At 61.5% G+C, this 18,211-nt stretch carries 13 protein-coding genes and 2 pseudogenes; 12 read left to right on the forward strand and 3 right to left on the reverse strand.

Annotated elements, in window-relative coordinates; translation table 11 throughout:
- The first annotated feature begins 56 nt into the window (after positions 1 to 56).
- On the forward strand, positions 57 to 1,703 hold the full coding sequence (pgm, locus tag AB4O25_RS04675; RefSeq protein ID WP_460150574.1) for a phosphoglucomutase (alpha-D-glucose-1,6-bisphosphate-dependent): 1,647 nt from the start codon (positions 57 to 59) through the stop codon (positions 1,701 to 1,703).
- A 117-nt stretch (positions 1,704 to 1,820) separates the two neighbouring features.
- Here pgm and AB4O25_RS04680 read toward each other — a convergent pair whose 3' ends face one another.
- Positions 1,821 to 2,516: a pirin family protein gene (locus tag AB4O25_RS04680; RefSeq protein ID WP_017530625.1), complete on the reverse strand. Its 696-nt coding sequence runs from the start codon at positions 2,514 to 2,516 to the stop codon at positions 1,821 to 1,823.
- Between the two features lie 216 nt (positions 2,517 to 2,732).
- Between AB4O25_RS04680 and AB4O25_RS04685 the strand changes: the two genes are divergently transcribed.
- Entirely contained in the window at positions 2,733 to 5,180 is a 2,448-nt protein-coding gene (locus AB4O25_RS04685; RefSeq protein ID WP_460150575.1) for a UvrD-helicase domain-containing protein, read from the forward strand.
- 65 nt (positions 5,181 to 5,245) lie between these two features.
- Here the strand turns inward: AB4O25_RS04685 and AB4O25_RS04690 are convergent, their stop codons facing one another.
- On the reverse strand, positions 5,246 to 5,518 hold the full coding sequence (locus AB4O25_RS04690; RefSeq protein WP_003174017.1) for a DUF1652 domain-containing protein: 273 nt from the start codon (positions 5,516 to 5,518) through the stop codon (positions 5,246 to 5,248).
- Positions 5,519 to 5,774: 256 nt separating this feature from the next.
- Here AB4O25_RS04690 and AB4O25_RS04695 point away from each other — a divergent pair, with 256 nt between their 5' ends.
- The 4 genes and pseudogenes from AB4O25_RS04695 (at position 5,775) to AB4O25_RS04710 (ending at position 9,310) form a co-directional block, all read left to right on the forward strand.
- A complete protein-coding gene (locus tag AB4O25_RS04695; protein WP_460150943.1) occupies positions 5,775 to 6,584 on the forward strand; it encodes a helix-turn-helix transcriptional regulator in 810 nt (269 codons plus the stop codon).
- A 49-nt stretch (positions 6,585 to 6,633) separates the two neighbouring features.
- Positions 6,634 to 8,040, forward strand: coding sequence for an NAD(P)/FAD-dependent oxidoreductase (locus AB4O25_RS04700; RefSeq protein WP_460150576.1), 1,407 nt, complete (start codon positions 6,634 to 6,636; stop codon positions 8,038 to 8,040).
- Positions 8,041 to 8,074: 34 nt separating this feature from the next.
- Positions 8,075 to 8,170 (forward strand): annotated as a pseudogene (locus AB4O25_RS04705) (cupin domain-containing protein); the annotation flags it as partial.
- Positions 8,171 to 8,230: 60 nt separating this feature from the next.
- On the forward strand, positions 8,231 to 9,310 hold the full coding sequence (locus AB4O25_RS04710) for a polyamine ABC transporter substrate-binding protein (protein WP_065879104.1): 1,080 nt from the start codon (positions 8,231 to 8,233) through the stop codon (positions 9,308 to 9,310).
- 57 nt (positions 9,311 to 9,367) lie between these two features.
- On the opposite strand, the pseudogene AB4O25_RS04715 reads toward AB4O25_RS04710, so the two are convergent.
- Positions 9,368 to 10,150: pseudogene (locus tag AB4O25_RS04715) on the reverse strand (helix-turn-helix transcriptional regulator); the annotation flags it as partial.
- Between the two features lie 199 nt (positions 10,151 to 10,349).
- Here AB4O25_RS04715 and AB4O25_RS04720 point away from each other — a divergent pair.
- The 6 genes from AB4O25_RS04720 (at position 10,350) to AB4O25_RS04745 (ending at position 18,209) form a co-directional block, all read left to right on the forward strand.
- Complete coding sequence (locus AB4O25_RS04720) at positions 10,350 to 11,714, forward strand: APC family permease (RefSeq protein WP_017530631.1); 1,365 nt, start codon at positions 10,350 to 10,352, stop codon at positions 11,712 to 11,714.
- Positions 11,715 to 11,723: 9 nt separating this feature from the next.
- Complete coding sequence (locus AB4O25_RS04725; RefSeq protein ID WP_065879103.1) at positions 11,724 to 12,827, forward strand: DmpA family aminopeptidase; 1,104 nt, start codon at positions 11,724 to 11,726, stop codon at positions 12,825 to 12,827.
- A 366-nt stretch (positions 12,828 to 13,193) separates the two neighbouring features.
- Entirely contained in the window at positions 13,194 to 14,627 is a 1,434-nt protein-coding gene (locus tag AB4O25_RS04730; RefSeq protein ID WP_460150577.1) for a serralysin family metalloprotease, read from the forward strand.
- Positions 14,628 to 14,676: 49 nt separating this feature from the next.
- Positions 14,677 to 15,045, forward strand: coding sequence for an AprI/Inh family metalloprotease inhibitor (locus tag AB4O25_RS04735; protein ID WP_065879102.1), 369 nt, complete (start codon positions 14,677 to 14,679; stop codon positions 15,043 to 15,045).
- A gap of 102 nt (positions 15,046 to 15,147) precedes the next feature.
- On the forward strand, positions 15,148 to 16,899 hold the full coding sequence (locus tag AB4O25_RS04740) for a type I secretion system permease/ATPase (RefSeq protein WP_116078822.1): 1,752 nt from the start codon (positions 15,148 to 15,150) through the stop codon (positions 16,897 to 16,899).
- Positions 16,896 to 18,209, forward strand: a complete 1,314-nt coding sequence (locus AB4O25_RS04745) for an HlyD family type I secretion periplasmic adaptor subunit (RefSeq protein WP_017530636.1) — start codon at positions 16,896 to 16,898, stop codon at positions 18,207 to 18,209. Before AB4O25_RS04740 ends, AB4O25_RS04745 begins: the two co-directional genes overlap by 4 nt.
- Positions 18,210 to 18,211 lie beyond the last annotated feature (2 nt).

Genomic DNA, 18,211 nt, shown 5'->3' on the forward strand with positions numbered 1-18,211 from the left:
AGTCCAACTCTCAGTAAACTGCCATTTTTCCACATCCTTCTTTCCGAGGTTTATGCATGACAATCAGTCCTTTTGCGGGCAAACCGGCGCCGGCCCAGTTGCTGGTGGATATCCCGCGACTGATCACGGCCTACTACACCGGCCAGCCTGATGCAGCGATCTCCACCCAGCGCGTGGCCTTCGGTACGTCCGGGCACCGTGGCAGCTCGTTCGAGCTGAGCTTCAACGAATGGCACGTGCTGGCCATCAGCCAGGCGATCTGCCTGTATCGCGAAGCCCAAGGCATCAACGGGCCGCTGTTTGTCGGCCTGGACACCCACGCACTGTCGACGCCGGCCGGCGCCAGCGCCCTGGAAGTCCTGGCAGCCAACGGTGTGCATGTGATGCTCGCTGAAGGTGATGAATACACGCCGACCCCGGCAATTTCCCACGCCATTATTTGCTACAACCGTGGCCGTACCAGCGGCCTGGCCGACGGCATTGTCATCACACCGTCCCACAACCCGCCGCAAAGTGGCGGCTACAAGTACAACCCGCCCAACGGCGGCCCGGCCGATACCCATGTGACCAAGTGGATCGAGGCCAAGGCCAACGAGCTGCTCGCCAACAAGCTGGCCGGGGTGAAGCGCATCTCCCATGCCCAGGCGCTCAAGGCCGACACAACCCACCGTCACGACTACCTCAATACCTACGTGGCGGACCTGGTCAACGTGATCGATATGGACGCGATCCGCAGCGCCGATCTGCGCCTGGGCGTCGACCCATTGGGCGGAGCAGGGGTGCGCTACTGGTCGGCGATTGCCGAGCATTACCGCCTGAACCTGGAGGTGGTGAATACCGAAGTCGATGCCACCTTCCGCTTTATGAGCGTTGACTGGGACGGTCAGATCCGCATGGACCCGTCCTCCAGCTATGCCATGCAGGGGTTGATCGGCCTCAAGGAGCGCTTCGACGTCGCCTTCGCCTGCGATCCGGACCACGACCGCCACGGCATTGTCACCCCGTCCGGCGGCCTGTTGGCGCCGAACAATTACTTGGCGGTGTCCATCGACTACCTGTTCCAGAACCGTCCTGACTGGCGCGCCGATGCGGCCGTGGGCAAGACCGTGGTCAGCAGCGGCCTGATCGATCGGGTGGCGGCCCGCATCGGCCGCCGTCTGTATGAAGTGCCGGTGGGCTTCAAGTGGTTTGCCGACGGCTTGTTCGAAGGTTCGTTGGGTTTCGGTGGCGAAGAAAGCGCCGGCGCGTCGTTCCTGCGTAAAGACGGCAGCGTGTGGAGCACCGACAAGGACGGCTTGATCCCGGCGCTGCTGGCGGCGGAAATGACCTCGCGCAAAGGCCAGGACCCAAGCCAGATCTACCGTGGCCTGACCGACGCCCTGGGCGAACCGTTCGCCATTCGTGTGGACGCCAAGGCCACGCCCGCGCAGAAAGCCTTGCTGGGTAAACTGTCGCCGGAGCAGGTGACCTCCACCGAACTCGCCGGGGAAGGCATCCAGCAGATCCTCAGCCACGCGCCGGGCAATAACCAGGCGATTGGCGGTTTGAAGGTGATGACCGAAAACGGCTGGTTTGCCGCACGGCCATCGGGCACCGAGGATATCTACAAGATCTACGCCGAAAGCTTTATTGGCGAAGATCACCTCAAGCAATTGGTGCAAGAGGCGCAAGTGCTGGTAGATGGCGCAATCAGCTCCAACTGACACAGTTGTAAAAAATGTGGGAGGGGCTTGCTCCCGATAGCGGTGCGACAGTTATTCAATCAGCTGACTGACACACCGCTATCGGGAGCAGGTCGCACCGTCCCTCCCACCTTTCGATCAGGCCAGATCGACCAATACGATCTCGCTGTCCTCAAGCGCCGTCACCCGCAACACCTGCTCATCCTCGACCGCCACGCCGTCTCGCGCCTGCGCACGCACGCCATTGACGTCAATCACACCCGTGGCCGGTACCAGATAGGCACGGCGGCCGCTGTCGAGTCGGTACTCAGCACTTTCGCCCGCCTTCAAATTAGCCGCCACCAGGCGCGCATCAGCGCGAATGCGCAGGCTTTCGCTGTCACCGACCTTGCCGCTGGCCAGGGTCACAAAGCCCTCGCGCTCACCTTTGGGAAACGGCTTGGCCCCCCATGACGGCGGCAGCCCGGCTTCGTTGGGAATAATCCAGATCTGGAAAATCTTGGTCGGCGTGGCTTCCAGGTTGTATTCACTGTGGGCGATCCCGGTACCCGCGCTCATCACCTGCACATCACCGGCTTCGGTACGGCCTTTATTGCCCAGGTTGTCGGCGTGGCTGATCGCGCCTTCGCGCACATAGGTGATGATCTCCATGTCACGATGCGGGTGCTGTGGAAAGCCGGTGCCTGGCGCGATGATGTCGTCGTTCCACACACGCAGGTTGCCCCAGTGCATGCGCTTGGGGTCGTGGTATTCGGCGAACGAGAAGTGATGATGAGCGTCAAGCCAGCCATGATGGGCGCCGCCCAGGGATTTGAAAGGTCGAAGTTCGAGCATGATTGCCTCCTGTTGATGACGGCATCATCCGTCAGCCCAACATCGATAAAAGCGTAAAAAATGCCTGATTCCTATCAGCTAAATTGATTGGTTTGCGCTGCTTTGACTTTCAGTTCATCGCCTAACTGCATGACGCCACAGCAATTGGCTGGAACTGCGCGGCGTTTCCGGCGACCATGGCGCACCTGTCAAACCCAGCTCATCGCAGGAGTCCGCGTGCCGCAACACAAGCCTGATTTGCCCCCTGAACTGCGCCCACTGGCACAAATGCCGCTGTTGAAACGCCTCGCCGCCCGTTTGTTTGGCCACGGCCTGACCCGCTTGCGCGCACAGCACCGGTTTTCGTGGTTGCACGGGCAAGCCGATGGGTTTCGCAGTGGTCACGAAGCCGGCGTGGAGTATGGCTATCGCGAAGGCAAGGCCGATGGCATCGAAGAGGGCCGACAAGTCCTGTTGATTCGTGATTTCCGCCCGGATGAGCACCGAGCCCCCGGCATCGACGACAGCCTGTTCGACGATTGGCGGTTGCCCCTGACCGCCGACCTGAAAAAACGTCTCAAGGCCGACGTGGCGCGGTTGCTGCCGGCCCATGCCCAGCCCAGCGCGGCGCAATGGAAGATGATTTTCAGCGATACGCCTTCGACATCCGTCATTGCCGGGGCCGGGGCCGGTAAATCAACCTCGCTGGTACTGCGCATTTTGCTGCTCACCCATTATCTGGGCTTCGAGCTGAGCTCAATGACGGTGGTGACCTTTACCCGCGAGTCACGCAAGGACTTCATCCACAAGCTCATGCAAATGATGAGCTTGTGGGGCCAACCGCTTGATATGAAAGATGCCCAGGCGGTGGTGCGTACCTTTCACTCGCGCATCCTGCCGATGGTGCGCAGCCTGCCGGGCTTTGAGCGCCTGCAAGCGTTCGAAAACCTCAGTTCCGGCTTCGAAGACGCCGATAGCAACCCCTTCGACCTGCGCATCAATGACGCCCAGCGTCAGCAGATGAACGCCTGTTATCACCGGTTGCAGGGCGAGCACCCGCGTTTCCGCGAGCTGATCGCACCGCTGGCTCGTCAGGGCCTGCAGCTCAAGGAGCTGGAGCGTGACCATCCGGATGTACAGAAACGTGCGGCGGTCACCGAACTGGCGGCCAAGCGCGATGAAGAGCTGTGCGATGTGATCGAAGACCTGTGGTTTCGCGCCGGCGCCTGGCCGATCAAGGGGATTGAGCCCAACCGTCAGACCGTGGAGGTCAATGGCGCACAGTTTCACTGCCACGGCTATATCCCCGAATTGGATGCCTGGGTGGTGCTGGGCTTTGATCCACGGGAAAACCCTCAGCTCAGCCGCCCGAATGCCAAGCTGTCGGTACGCGCGGAATGGGCGGTAAAGCGCACCTTGCTTCAAGCTTTCTGTCGTAAGCCACTGATTTGGTTCGATAGTTATGAATCATCTGGGCGCCTTGCGAGCGGCCTGGCGGGAGATGCCAGCGCCGGGCCGGGCTTTGATTACAAGGTCAAAGGTGAGTTGGCCGGCGCACCGTTGCTCGACAGCTTTGTCATGGCGGCCGGCTTCATTGAGAACCTCGGCCTGGACGTGCCCACCGCCGTGGGCCGGATGAGCTTTGCCAAAGACGATCCGGACCGCTTCTTCTTCGAGGCCCTGAGCATTTTCTGGAAGGCCCTGGAAGATCACTTGCTCGACCAATCGCCGCCGATCATGACGTATAACCGCATGTTCTCGTTATTTGGCGAAAACACCCCGGAAAACCTCAAGTTGCTCAGCGATCCGTTGCTGCGCCCCTTGTCGCACCTGATGATCGACGAGTTCCAGGACGTGTCGCCGCAGATCGTCTCGTGGCTGCGGGCCAGCTTGCGCGAAATCCGTAGCCGGGGCCCGGCGATGCACGTGGGGCGTGGCGCACAGCATTCTTCGCTGCTGTGCGTCGGGGATGACTGGCAGTCGATCTATGGCTGGCGCGGCAGTTCGCCGAAATACTTCATGCAATTCAACACAGAATTCCCCGCACCGAGTACCACCCGCGTAATGCTCGGCGAGAACTACCGCAGCCATCAGCACATCATTGATGCAGCCGAGCATATTGTGCGGGCCGCCCCGGCGATTCCCGGCAAGAAGGCCAAGGCCAGCGGCACGCCCAAGGCGCTGGAGCCGGTCAAAGTGTTTGCGCGTGATGACGCAGCGCTGGGCCGTCGATTGCTGGAGCACTACCAAAAGGGTGATTCGATATTAATGCTGTATCGAAAAAGCAGCGATAAGCTGTTGATTCAAGATCATATTCAGTCAGTAGTTAATGTGGATTCCAGCTTGCCGCCTCAAGCGCGCAGGCTCAAGCAATTGACCTACCACAGCGCCAAGGGGCTGCAGGCCGATGCGGTCTTTCTGCTTGGGGATTGCCAGCACGTGACCCGTTCGCCCTACAAGAATCAGGTGTATCGCATGGCGGGTCTGGGCAAGGACGGCGACAGCGAGCCGTATGACACGGCGCAACAGGACGAGGTGCTGCGCCTGGCCTACGTCGGCATTACCCGGGCCATCAGCCAGTGCTACTGGTATGTGGAAAAGCCCGAAGGCCAAGCTGTGAATGTGCCCAGGGCTTCGGAACGGGTCGATGGAAAAAAGGCATTTTTCGATGACCAGCGCGGCTGAAAGCCGCACCGGCTCTACTGTGGGAGCAACTGTCCGGATGAGGTGTGGGCGTTCCCGCCTTCACCTCACGCCCGCAACGACAACGGCGGTACAAAGGACGCCAGCTCGTCTTCCACCGCTTCAATGATGCGTTCCACATCGGCGGCATTCATCACCGTGGCACAGGGGATGCCGGCGATGGCAATCAGGGTTTCGCCGCTGGCGCGGTCGAACAGGCGGGCGACCATACTGCCGGGCGCGTCCATGCTGCCCTCGAAGCCCATCGGATGGAAATGCCAGCGCATCAACTGGCAGGCGTTGGGGAACGTCACTTTGTTCATGTTGCCCACCTTGTTCATTGAGCGCTTCCTTTAGCTCGCGGCAGGGAGCCATGACCGTCAGTGGTCGTGGCGTCGGAGCTTTAAAAATAGCATTCGTTCGCAAACGCGAGTCGAGTTTTTTTGCCCCGTTCGGCGGTTGTTTTGCATAAGGTTGATGCAGGTCAAGCCCTGCTCAGGATTGGGCACAGTGCCATTACTCTGCGGTCGCAATTGGCCGTTGTCGGCACTGTGGAATTTCGGCAAGCTCCACGGTTTACCCAGCGCAGAACCGCCCATGCCCGACATCGCCGCCGACGATGATTGCCAGCACACCCACGCCACGCGTGAGCTGGTGTTGCGCCACCATCTGTGTTGGCGCCACCGCGACTTGGACGGGGTAATGTCCTACTACCACCCGGACATCCAGTACCACGACTTTTTCCAGAACCGTGTCATTGGTTACGCCGACCTGCGTGAGTACCTGCACGCCAGCATGCCCCGTGAGGCCGATGAGGCCATTGAGCACACCGATCGCATCCGTGCCGAGGGCGACACCGCCTTCATCCAGTACCGCATCACGTTGCGGGGCGGCCAGGGGCTGGTGTCGTTTCGTACCAGCGAAGCCATTACCGTGCGCGACGGGTTGATCTGGCGGGTCAATGAATACGCGTCACTGGTGCATGAGCAGCCCACCCAGGCCTTGCGCCCCACGGTCAGCCGCCTGGGCCTGTCGCCCCAGCAATTGGGGCACATGGCCAAGGACCTGCAGCAGTACTTCGAGCGCAGGCAACCCTACCTGGACCCCGAATTGGATTTGCAGCGCGTCGCCAAGGAGTGTGGCTACAGCCGAAACCAGATTTCCTATCTGCTCAACCAAGTGCTGGGGCAAAGCTTTTACCGCTACGTCAACCAGGCCCGGCTCCAGCACTTGCTGGCAGCGCTGGATAACGCCATACCGCCGATAAAGGTCGACGACCTGGCCTTCGCCGCCGGTTTCAATTCGTTGTCGGCGTTCTACAGCGCCTTCCGCCAGCACACCGGGCAGTCGCCCAAAGCCTACGTCAAGCAAATTTCCCTGCGTGCACGCGCGCAAGACAGCGAATAACCCCGCGCTCTAGGATCCCCTCTATCGAAATGAGGTAGGGGAGCCTGGCATGCCGCAATGGCGCAACATCAGTTTATGGATGGATCAACTGGACGACCCGCTGGTGGCTCGGCCGTGCCTTGAGCATGACTTGGACGTCAACGTGGCCATTATCGGCGCCGGTTACACCGGGCTATGGACCGCCTACTACCTCAAGCGCCAGGCGCCTGAGTTGACCATCGCGATTATCGAGGCGCAAACCGCCGGTTTTGGTGCCTCGGGGCGCAACGGTGGCTGGCTGATGGGTAACCTGCTCGGCGAAGATCGGCTGCTGGCCGGCTTGCACGCCGAAGCGCGCCGCGCCTCGTTCGATCTGCTGCACGGCATCCCCGACGAAGTGGCGCAGGTACTGGCCCGCGAAGGCATCGACTGCGACTACCGCAAGGGGGGCGCCCTGTACTGTGCCGCGCGCTACCCCGAGCAAGAAGCCAGCCTGCGCGCCTATCTGCACAAGCTCTATTGCCAGGGCCTCACCGACGCCGACTACCGCTGGCTGAGCCCGCAGCAGTTGGCCGAACAGCTCCGCATCGCCAGGCCCTATGGCGGTATCTATGCACCCCATGTCGCCACGATTCAGCCGGCCAAGCTGGTGCGCGGCCTGGCGCGGGTGGTGGAACGCCTGGGCGTGAAGATTTATGAAAACAGCCCGGTAACCCAGTGGCAGTCCGGCGGCCTGCGCACGGCGAAGGCCAGTGCGCGCGCGGCGTGGGTGGTACCGGCCGTCGAGGGCTATGCCAACACGTTGCCGCCCTTGGGCCGCTACCAATTGCCGGTGCAAAGTCTGATCGTCGCCACCGAGCCGTTGCCGGCCAGCACCTGGGACGAGATTGGCCTGAGCCACGGCCAGGCCTTCGGCGAAAGCAGCCGCCAGGTCACTTATGGCCAGCGCACGGCGGACAACCGCCTGGTATTCGGCGCCCGTGGCGGCTATCAGTTCGCCGGACAGTTGCGCCACAACTTCGATCTGACCGACAGCGAAGTCGAGCTGCGTCGCTACCTGTTCAGTGAGCTGTTCCCACAGTTGAAAAACGCACGGATCAGCCATTCGTGGGGCGGCAATCTCGGCATGTCGCGCCAATTCCGGCCGCACATGCTCTGTGATCAACAGTCCGGCATCGCACTGGCTGGCGGGTATGGCGGGGAGGGCGTCGGCGCTGCCAACCTCGGCGGTCGCACCCTGGCGGACTTGATCCTCGGGCGCGATACAGCGCTGACCAAACAGCCCTGGGTCATTCGCGAACGTGGTCTCGACGCGCTCAAGGCCTGGGAACCCGAGCCCTGCCGCTGGCTGGGCTACAACACGATCATTCGCAGTTTTGTCCATGAAGACCAGGTGCTGGCCAACCCCAACTCCGCCCCGTGGCGTCGCAAATGGGCGACCGGCGTGGCCGGGTTCATGGAAGGTTTCATGCACTGAGCCGTTTCACTCACACGAGAACACCCGTGAGCATATACAAGCCGGCGATGCACTGATGTTGCCGGCCAACAGCACGGGCGTGTGGGATATCCAGGAAACCGTGCGCAAGACCTACGTATTGATTCTGTAACGCTTTGATCCTTGATCGCCTGCCATAAAAACAGCCCTAAAACCGCCAGGAAATCGAACCATGAAAGCCATTGCCCTGTTGCCCTTGATGTTGCTGGCCTCTGTCAGCCAGGCCGCCGAGACGGTGAAAATCTATAACTGGTCCAGCTACATCGCCCCGGATACCACGAAGAACTTCCAGAAACAGACCGGGATCGGTTTCAGCTACGACGTGTATGACAGCAACGAAACCCTCGACGGCAAGCTGATGACCGGTAACTCCGGCTATGACGTGGTGTTTCCTTCCAACCACTTCATGGCCCGGCAGATTCAGGGTGGCGCGCTGAAAAAGCTCGACAAGAGCCAGTTGCCCAACTGGAAAAACCTCAACCCGGTGCTGCTCAAGGCCTTGGAGAACAATGACCCGGGCAATGCCCACGGTTTCCCCTACCTGTGGGGCAGTACCGGCATCGGTTACAACATCGACAAGGTCAAGGCGGTGCTTGGGGACGATGCCCCCGTGAATTCCTGGGACCTGATTTTCAAGCCCGAATACATGCAAAAGCTCAGCAAGTGTGGCGTGGCCATCCTCGATAACGGCCCGGAATTGTTGCCCATCGCCCTCAATTACCTGGGCCTTGAGCACCACAGCAAGAACCCCGAGGACTACAAAAAGGCCGAAGCCCTGCTGATGAAAGTGCGGCCGTATGTGGCGTACTTCCACTCCTCGAAATACACCGGTGACCTGGCCAATGGCGATATCTGCGTGGCTGTCGGCTTCTCCGGCGACGTGCTGCAGGCCCAGAGCCGCGCCACCGAAGCCAACAATGGCGTGAAGATCGGTTATCAGATCCCCAAGGAAGGCGCCGCGATCTGGTTCGACATGGTGGCCATGCCCGCCGACGCGCCGGATGCAAAGGCCGGCTACGCCTTTATGGATTACCTGCTGGAGCCCCAGGTCATGGCGGAGATCACCAACGCCGTGCACTACGCCAACGGCAATAGCGCGGCGGACAGCCTGGTCAACCCTGAAATCAAAGGCGACACCAAGGTCTACCCCAGCGCGGACATGATGGGTAAGTTGTTTGCCCTGCAAGCCATGCCGCTGAATATCGACCGGATTCGCACGCGAGTCTGGAACACCATTCGCATGGGGCGCTGAAAAACCATCTGTCTTGATGGGTTTGATCGTTCCCCCGCCTGGCGGGGGAACGATCTCAGGGGTTTTCAAGTCATGCCCCAGCGACTGGATAAACAACGAAAACAACTCCGGTTGTGACGATATGTCCAGCTTCGCGTACAGGTGCCTGCGGTGCACTTTTACCGTGTCCGGCGAGATATTCAGGCGCTCGGCCATGGCTTTGGAAGAAAACCCGCGCAGTACCAGCCGGGCGATTTCCAGTTCGCGCTCCGACAGCACACCGCTGCCGAACTGGCTCAATGCATCCCTGATCTGGCTGTCCATGGCCGGCACCCGTTGAGTGCTCTGTTGCCAATGCTGTTGCATCAGCGGCAGCACCCAGGCCGCAAGCGTAGTCAGCAAGCCTGCCTCTTCGCCGCTGAAGCGCCGCTGCATGCCCAGCGACAGTGACAGCGTGCCGGTACCCGGCAGTTGCAGGATGAACTGCACCTCGTCTTCCAGCACGTTGTCGTGAAAGTAGTTGAGGAAGTACTCACTCTGGCGAAAATGATCCGGCGCCACTTCTTCCAAGCGATACACGCCGCTGGCATTGCCTTCACGGCACGCCTGGTAGAAGGGGTCGAGCAGGTACAGGCCATTGAGGTACACCAGCATCGAAGCGGGTTTGCTGGTGGGCTGGGCGTCGTACTCTTCCAGGGCCCGGGGTGGGCCATCCAGGGGGTAGAAGATCGCCAGGGCGTTATCGAAGGGCACGCACTGGTGCAGCAACAACACCAACGGTTTCCAGAAACGCTCGGTGCCGATATGCGAGACGGTGCGGCCCAGGCCAGCGTGCATGCCGACTTCGCGAAACAGGCTCATATGACAGGCTCCCGCCACCCAAAGATCGGCCCAGGGTTCGGCTTTTGCCGCAGGCCGTCAAGGGGAGTACGCCAATAGGGGAATTGGCTGACATAAACGCAGCGTTTAATTTCACCATTATTCAGCGGGAAACATATCCCGCCAACACATCATTTTTCGTTTCTGCCTCACACCAAGAACAACGACAGAGGATAACGATATGAGCACTTCCCCCACGCTTGACGGCGTGCTGAAACCCACCCTGAGCGTCTTCGATGTGGTGACCATCACGGTTTCCGCCGTGACACCCGCCAGTTCGGTCTTCGTGATCGCACCGTTCGCCATCCAGCAGGCCGGCAGCGGGGTGTTCCTGGCGTTTGTGATGGCCGGTTTGCTCGCACTGATGTTCGCCTTTTGCTACGCCGAACTGGGCCGCGCCCATAACAGCGCCGGTGGTGAGTATGTGTATGCCAAGCGCGTGTTCGGCGGCATGGCCGGCTATGCGACGTTCCTCACCGTGCTGGTGATGCTGCTGTTTATCCCGCCGGTATTGGCCACCGGCGCCGCGACCTACCTCAACAACGCCTTGGGCACCCGCTTTGATTCACAAACCGTCGCCCTGGTGATCGTGGCATGCAGCTACGCCTTGGGCGTTCTCAATATCAAGCTCAATGCGTGGATCACCGGCACGTGCCTGCTGCTGGAAGTGGCGGCGTTGCTGGTCATCGTGTTTATCGGCTTCGGCAACCCGGTGCAGCCCGCGAGTGTGTTGTTCCAGCCGCAGATCGTCGAGAACGGCGTACTGCACCTGGCGCCCTGGGCCCTGGTAATCGGTGCGGTGGGCATCGGCCTGTTTTCCTACAACGGTTACGGCACCGCAGTGTTGCTGGCCGAAGACATGAAATGCGCCGGCAAAGGCGTACACAAGGCGGTGCTGTGGTCCCTGGGGCTGGTGGTGATCATCGAACTGGTACCGATCACCGCGCTGTTGATCGGCGCGCCCTCCCTGAGCGCGATGATCAGCAGCCCCGACCCTATCGGCTACCTGCTCACCAGCCACGGCAATGAAACCCTGTCGCGGCTGGTCAGCGCGGGGATCTTCCTGTCGGTGTTCAACGCCATCGTCGCCATCGTCATCCAGATCGGCCGCGTGGTGTTCAGCAGCGGGCGCGATGCGCTCTGGACACCCAGCATCAACACCCTGTTCACGCGGATCCACCCGCGCTGGGATTCGCCCTGGCTGGCTACGCTGTTCCTGGCGATCCCCTCGGCGCTGCTCAGTTTCAGCTCGAATTTGGCCGACCTCACGTCGTTCAGCGTGTTGCTGATCATATTGGTGTACCTGGTGGTGGCGCTGAGCGCACTGATGAGCCGTGCGCTGCTGCGCGACCGCGAGCATCCCTATCGCATGCCGCTGTGGCCGTTGCCCGCGTTGCTGGCGGTACTAGGCGCGGGGTACCTGTTGATCACGTTGGTCATGGCGGCCTCGGTGCGCGACATCATGGTCATCCTCGGCTTGCTGGCCGTGTCGGTGATTTTCTATTGCATCAGCGGCCGGTCGAGTCCGGTCTTCCAGAAACTGTAAGGAGTGGGTATGCGCGCACGTCAATTGGGCATCACGTTGGGGCTGGGTACGCCCGGTGAGTTGAATGCAATCACCGATGTGCCGGGCGTCCGGGTCGGCCACAGCACACTCAAGACGCGTATCAACGGCAAACACGTGCGCACCGGCGTCAGCGTGGTCCAGCCGCGCGCCGGCGAGGCGCGGCAACAACCGTGTTTCGCCGGTTACCACGTGCTCAACGGTAATGGCGATGCCACCGGCCTTGAATGGATCCGCGAAGCCGGGCTGTTGACCACGCCGCTGGCCATCACCAACACCCACAGCCTGGGCATCGTGCGCGACACCCTGATCGCCCTGGAGCGCGAACGCCTGGCGGACCCGGCGGTGTACTGGTGCATGCCGGTGGTGATGGAGACTTACGACGGCCTGCTCAACGATATCTGGGGTCAACACGTCAAGCCTGAGCACGTGCGCCAGGCGCTGCACAACGCCGAGACCGGCCCCGTGCAGGAAGGCGCGGTGGGTGGCGGTACCGGGATGATCTGCCATGAGTTCAAGGGCGGTATTGGCACCGCGTCGCGACGTTTACCGGCGGAGCAGGGCGGTTGGACCGTTGGCGTGCTGGTGCAGGCCAACCATGGCAAGCGCCAGGAGCTGCGGGTCGACGGCTACCCGGTGGGGCGCCAACTGATGGGCATTGCCTCGCCCTTCGCCGAACGCGGCACGCCGGGCATGGGCTCGATCGTGGTGGTCATTGCCACTGACGCGCCCCTGTTGCCGCACCAGTGCCAGCGCCTGGCACAACGCGCATCCATTGGCATCGCCCGCACCGGCGGCGGTACCGAGGACTCCAGCGGCGACCTGTTCCTGGCCTTCGCCACCGGCAACAGGGACCTGCCGCCGGCGGATTACGCGCGTGCAGGCCTGCCGTTCAGCAGCACGTTGCAGATGCTCAACAACGACCATATTTCGCCGCTGTTCAGCGCGGCGGCCGAGGCGGTGGAGGAGGCGATCATCAACGCCATTCTGGCCGGGGAGGACATGACCACCGATGACGGCGTACGGGTGCCGGGCCTCACGGGCGACACGCTGTTGCAGGCATTAAAAAACAGCGGCTGGAGTGTGCCCCGGTAATGACGAACAACCTGATCGTTAGTTGAAGGAGTGGCTGTTTAATATTGCCAATGCCACCGTGGCAATAGAGTGGATCCCATTATTCGTGACGTCGCTGAAGTTACGCGGCGTTAGCGATATTTAATATTTAAATACGAGCCCGGTGTTTTTTGTTGGACAAAATCCGAGTGCCCCAATAAATACGGCACCCGACTTCCCTAAGTTGTCGGATGGTGCGTTTTTAACCTTGGAAATAGAGGTGGACGAAAGATTTCAAGTTGTGTCAGTTTCGTGACGCCTTCAAAAGAGGCGAGTGATAGGACGATCTCGCCAGCGGGGTTCCTATCGATCAAAGACTGATGCACTTGCACACAAGGAAGTACGTTTATGTCAAAAGTAAAAGACAAGGCTATCGTGTCGGCGGCGCAAGCCAGCACCGCTTACGCGCAAATCGATAGCTTCAGCCATCTGTATGACCGTGGCGGCAACCTCACGATCAATGGCAAACCCTCCTACACCGTCGACCAGGCAGCCACCCAACTGCTGCGCGACGGCGCCGCGTACCGGGACTTCGACGGCAACGGCAAGATCGACCTGACCTACACGTTCCTCACCTCGGCCTCCTCGAGCACCCTGAACAAACACGGCATTTCGGGCTTCAGCCAGTTCAGCGCGCAGCAGAAGGCCCAGGCCGTGCTGGCCATGCAATCCTGGGCAGACGTGGCCAACGTCGCGTTCACCGAGAAAGCCAGCGGCGGTGACGGCCACATGACCTTCGGCAACTACAGCAGTGGCCAGGACGGCGCGGCGGCCTTCGCCTACCTGCCCGGCACCGGCGCGGGCTACGACGGCACCTCGTGGTACCTGACCAACAACAGCTACACGCCGAACAAAACCCCGGACCTGAACAACTATGGCCGGCAGACGCTCACCCACGAAATCGGCCACACCCTGGGCCTGGCTCACCCCGGCGACTACAACGCCGGCGAAGGCGCGCCCACCTACAACGACGCGACCTATGGACAGGACACGCGCGGCTACAGCCTGATGAGTTACTGGAGCGAGAGCAACACTAACCAGAACTTCAGCAAAGGCGGGGTCGAGGCCTATGCCTCGGGGCCGTTGATCGACGATATCGCGGCGATCCAGAAGCTCTACGGCGCCAACTACAACACCCGTGCCGGTGACACCACCTACGGTTTCAACTCCAATACCGGGCGTGATTTTCTCAGCGCCAGCTCCAACGCCGACAAGCTGGTGTTCTCGGTGTGGGACGGTGGCGGCAATGACGCCCTGGACTTCTCCGGGTTCACCCAGAACCAGAAGATCAACCTCAATGAAACCGCGTTCTCCGACGTCGGCGGCCTGGTGGGCAACGTGTCCATCGCCAAGGGCGTCACCGTGGAGAACGCCTTCGGCGGCGCGGGCAACGACCTGATCATCGGCAACAACGCGGCCAACGTGATCAAAGGCGGGGCCGGCAATGACCTGATTTATGGCGGGGGTGGTGCCGACCAATTGTGGGGCGGCGCGGGCAGCGACACCTTTGTGTTCGGCGCCAGTTCCGATTCCAAGCCAGGGGCTGCAGACAAGCTCTTCGACTTCACCTCGGGCTCGGACAAGATCGACCTCAGCGGCATCACCAAAGGCGCCGGCCTGAGCTTCGTCAATGCGTTTACCGGGCATGCCGGCGACGCGGTCCTGACCTATGCGGCAGGCAGCAACCTGGGTACCTTGGCGGTGGACTTCTCCGGGCACGGCGTGGCGGACTTCCTCGTCACCACCGTCGGCCAGGCGGCAGTCAGCGACATCGTCGCGTGATACAAGGGCGCGGCGCTTGCGCGTCGCGCCTTCACGAGGGAGCGTGCGGATGCAGCGTTTTTTCAATTGGATCGCCTGCGGGTTGCAGGTGATGTTCGTGTCGGCAGGAGCCCACGCAATGGCGAGCAGTCTTGTTTTACCCACCACGGCCCAGTTGGCCGGGCATTGGCAGTTGCACCAGCAGGGCCAGGTGTGCGCCCTGGACCTGCTCGAACAGGCGAATGCGCTGGGCGGTGACGTCGCCTGCGCCGAACAGTGGCTGGGAGAAAAACCCCTGACCTGGTCACCTACGCCGGACGGCATCTGGCTGTTCAACGCCGTGGGCAGCGGCATCGCACACTTGAATCGCCAGAAGGGCGGTAGTTATCAGGCGCGTAATAAAACCGGCGACGTTATTGAACTAAAACGAATGCCTTAGTTATCGCTATACGCGTATTACTCGATTTTATTAGTTGCTCGGCCTGTATCTGGGGCTCGGGCAGCTTATGCGTGCAATCCGGTTCAAGGAAGATCAACACCTATGGCCAAGCCCCCTGTTGCTGCTCCTTTATTCAAGGCGCTGGGTGAATATAAAAGCATCTTGATCAGTATTGGCTGCTTCACCGCCTTGATTAACCTATTGATGCTGGTGCCGTCGATTTACATGCTGCAAGTGTATGACCGCGTGCTGTCCTCCCAGAACGAAACCACCCTGGTGATGTTGACGCTGATGGTCGTGGGCTTTTTTGCATTTATTGGCACACTTGAAGTGATCCGCAGTTTTATCGTGATCCGCATCGGCAGCCAGTTAGAGCGGCGTTTCAACCTGCACGTGTACAAGGCCGCGTTCGAACGCAACCTGCAACGCGGCCAGGGGCATGCCGGGCAATCCTTGGGCGACCTGACCCATATCCGTCAATTCATCACCGGGCCGGCGCTGTTCGCGTTCTTCGATGCCCCGTGGTTTCCCCTCTACCTGTTGGTGATTTTCCTGTTCAACGTATGGCTCGGCGTACTGGCCACCGCCGGTGCGCTGCTGCTGATCGGCCTGGCCTGCCTGAACGAATACCTGACCAAAAAGCCTTTGGGCGAGGCCAGTGGTTTTTCCCAGCAATCCACCCAGCTGGCCACCAGCCACTTGCACAACGCCGAGACCATCCAGGCCATGGGCATGCTCGGCGCGCTGCGCCAGCGCTGGTTTGCCGTGCATGCGCAGTTCCTGGGGTTGCAGAACCGTGCCAGTGACACCGGTTCTGTGATCAGCTCGCTGAGCAAGTCCCTGCGCCTGTGCCTGCAATCGCTGGTGCTGGGCCTGGGGGCGCTGTTGGTGATCCGTGGCGACATGACCGCCGGGATGATGATCGCCGGTTCGATCCTGATGGGCCGGGTACTCAGCCCCATCGACCAGTTGATCGCGGTGTGGAAGCAATGGAGCTCGGCCAAGCTGGCCTACCAGCGGCTGGACGAACTGCTGCGCGAATTCCCGCCGCACGTGGAGCACATGGCGTTGCCGGCGCCGAACGGGCAGATAAGTGTCGAACACGTCAGCGCGGGCCCACCGGGGCATCGTTTGGCCAGCTTGCATCAGGTCAGCTTCAACCTCGGCGCCGGCGAAGTGCTCGGTGTCTTGGGCGCTTCCGGTTCCGGCAAATCCACCCTGGCCCGCATGCTGGTGGGTGTGTGGCCAACGCTGGCGGGCACCGTGCGCCTGGACGGCGCGGACATCCATCGCTGGAACCGCGACGACCTCGGCCCGCATATCGGCTATCTGCCCCAGGACATTGAGTTGTTCAGCGGCAGCATCGCCGACAACATTGCGCGTTTTCGCGAGGCTGACCCTGAGCGTGTGGTGAAGGCGGCACAACAAGCCGGCGTGCATGAACTGATCCTGCGCTTGCCCCAGGGTTACGACACGGTGCTGGGCGACAACGGCGGCGGCCTGTCCGGCGGCCAGAAGCAGCGCGTGGCCCTGGCGCGCGCGCTGTACGGCGGGCCGCGCTTGATTGTGCTGGATGAGCCCAACTCCAACCTCGACACCGTCGGAGAGGCCGCACTGGCCAGCGCCATCGTACAGATGAAGGCCCAGGGCAGCAGCGTGGTGCTGGTGACCCATCGCTCCTCGGCGCTGGCCCAGGCCGACAAATTGCTGGTGCTCAACGAAGGGCGCCTACAGGCGTTCGGGCCGAGCCAGGAGGTGCTGCGTGCCTTGTCCGGCCAGCAGGAAGCGCCAAAAGACAAGCCCGGCGTCAGTTTCAGTCGTCAGTACTCAGCCGCAAGGAAGCCCGGCGCATGAACAGCCTCACTGTTGAACCCCCTTTCAAAGAACGCGATGCCGGTTTTTTTGCCCGGATGGGCTGGCTGCTGACCGTGGTCGGCGCTGGCGGGTTTTTCCTCTGGGCCAGCCTCGCGCCGCTCGATCAAGGCATCCCTGTGCAGGGCACGGTGGTGGTGTCGGGCAAGCGCAAGGCCGTGCAAACCCTCAGCCCCGGCGTGGTCAGCCGTATTCTGGTGCGCGAGGGCGAATGGGTGAAGCAAGGCCAGCCGCTGTTTCGCCTCGACCAGACCCAGAGCCAGGCCGATGTGCACTCGCTGCAAGCCCAATACCGCATGGCCTGGGCGAGCGTGGCGCGTTGGCAGAGCGAACGGGACAACAGCGCCGGCATCCGCTTTCCCGCCGAACTGAGCAGTAACCCCGACCCCGCATTGGCGTTGGTGCTGGAAGGCCAGCGCCAACTGTTCAGCAGCCGCCGTGAAGCCTTCGCCCGTGAACAGGCGGGTATTCGCGCCAATATCGACGGCGCCACCGCGCAACTCAATGGCATGCGCCGTGCCCGCAGCGACCTGACCGCCCAGGCGCAATCGCTGCGTGACCAACTGAGTAATCTGCAACCATTGGCCGACAACGGCTACATCCCGCGTAACCGCTTGATGGAATACCAGCGCCAGTTGTCCCAAGTGCAACAGGACCTGGCGCAGAACACCGGTGAAAGCGGTCGGGTGGAGCAGGGCATCCTCGAATCGCGCCTCAAGTTGCAGCAGCACAGCGAGGAGTACCAGAAGGAGGTGCGCAGCCAATTGGCCGACGCGCAACTGCGCAGCCTGACCCTGGAGCAGCAACTCACCTCGGCCGGGTTCGACTTGCAGCACAGCCAAATCAATGCGCCCGCCGATGGGGTTGCGGTCAACCTCGGCGTGCACACCGAAGGCGCCGTGGTGCGGGCCGGCGAAACCCTGCTGGAAATCGTGCCCCAGGGCACGCGCCTGGAAGTGGAGGGGCACTTACCGGTGCATCTGGTGGACAAGGTCGGTACACACTTGCCGGTCGACATTCTCTTCACGGCCTTCAACCAGAGCCGTACCCCGAGGGTGCCGGGGGAGGTCAGCCTGGTTTCCGCCGACCAGATGCTCGATGAAAAAACCGGCGCGCCCTATTACGTGTTGCGCACCACCGTCAGCGAGGCCGCACTGGAGAAACTTCAGGGCCTGGTGATCAAGCCCGGCATGCCGGCCGAGATGTTCGTGCGCACCGGCGAACGCTCGCTGCTCAATTATCTGTTCAAGCCGCTGCTCGACCGCGCCGGCTCCGCGTTGACCGAGGAATGAAC

This window comes from Pseudomonas sp. S3_A03 (genome assembly GCF_054668275.1).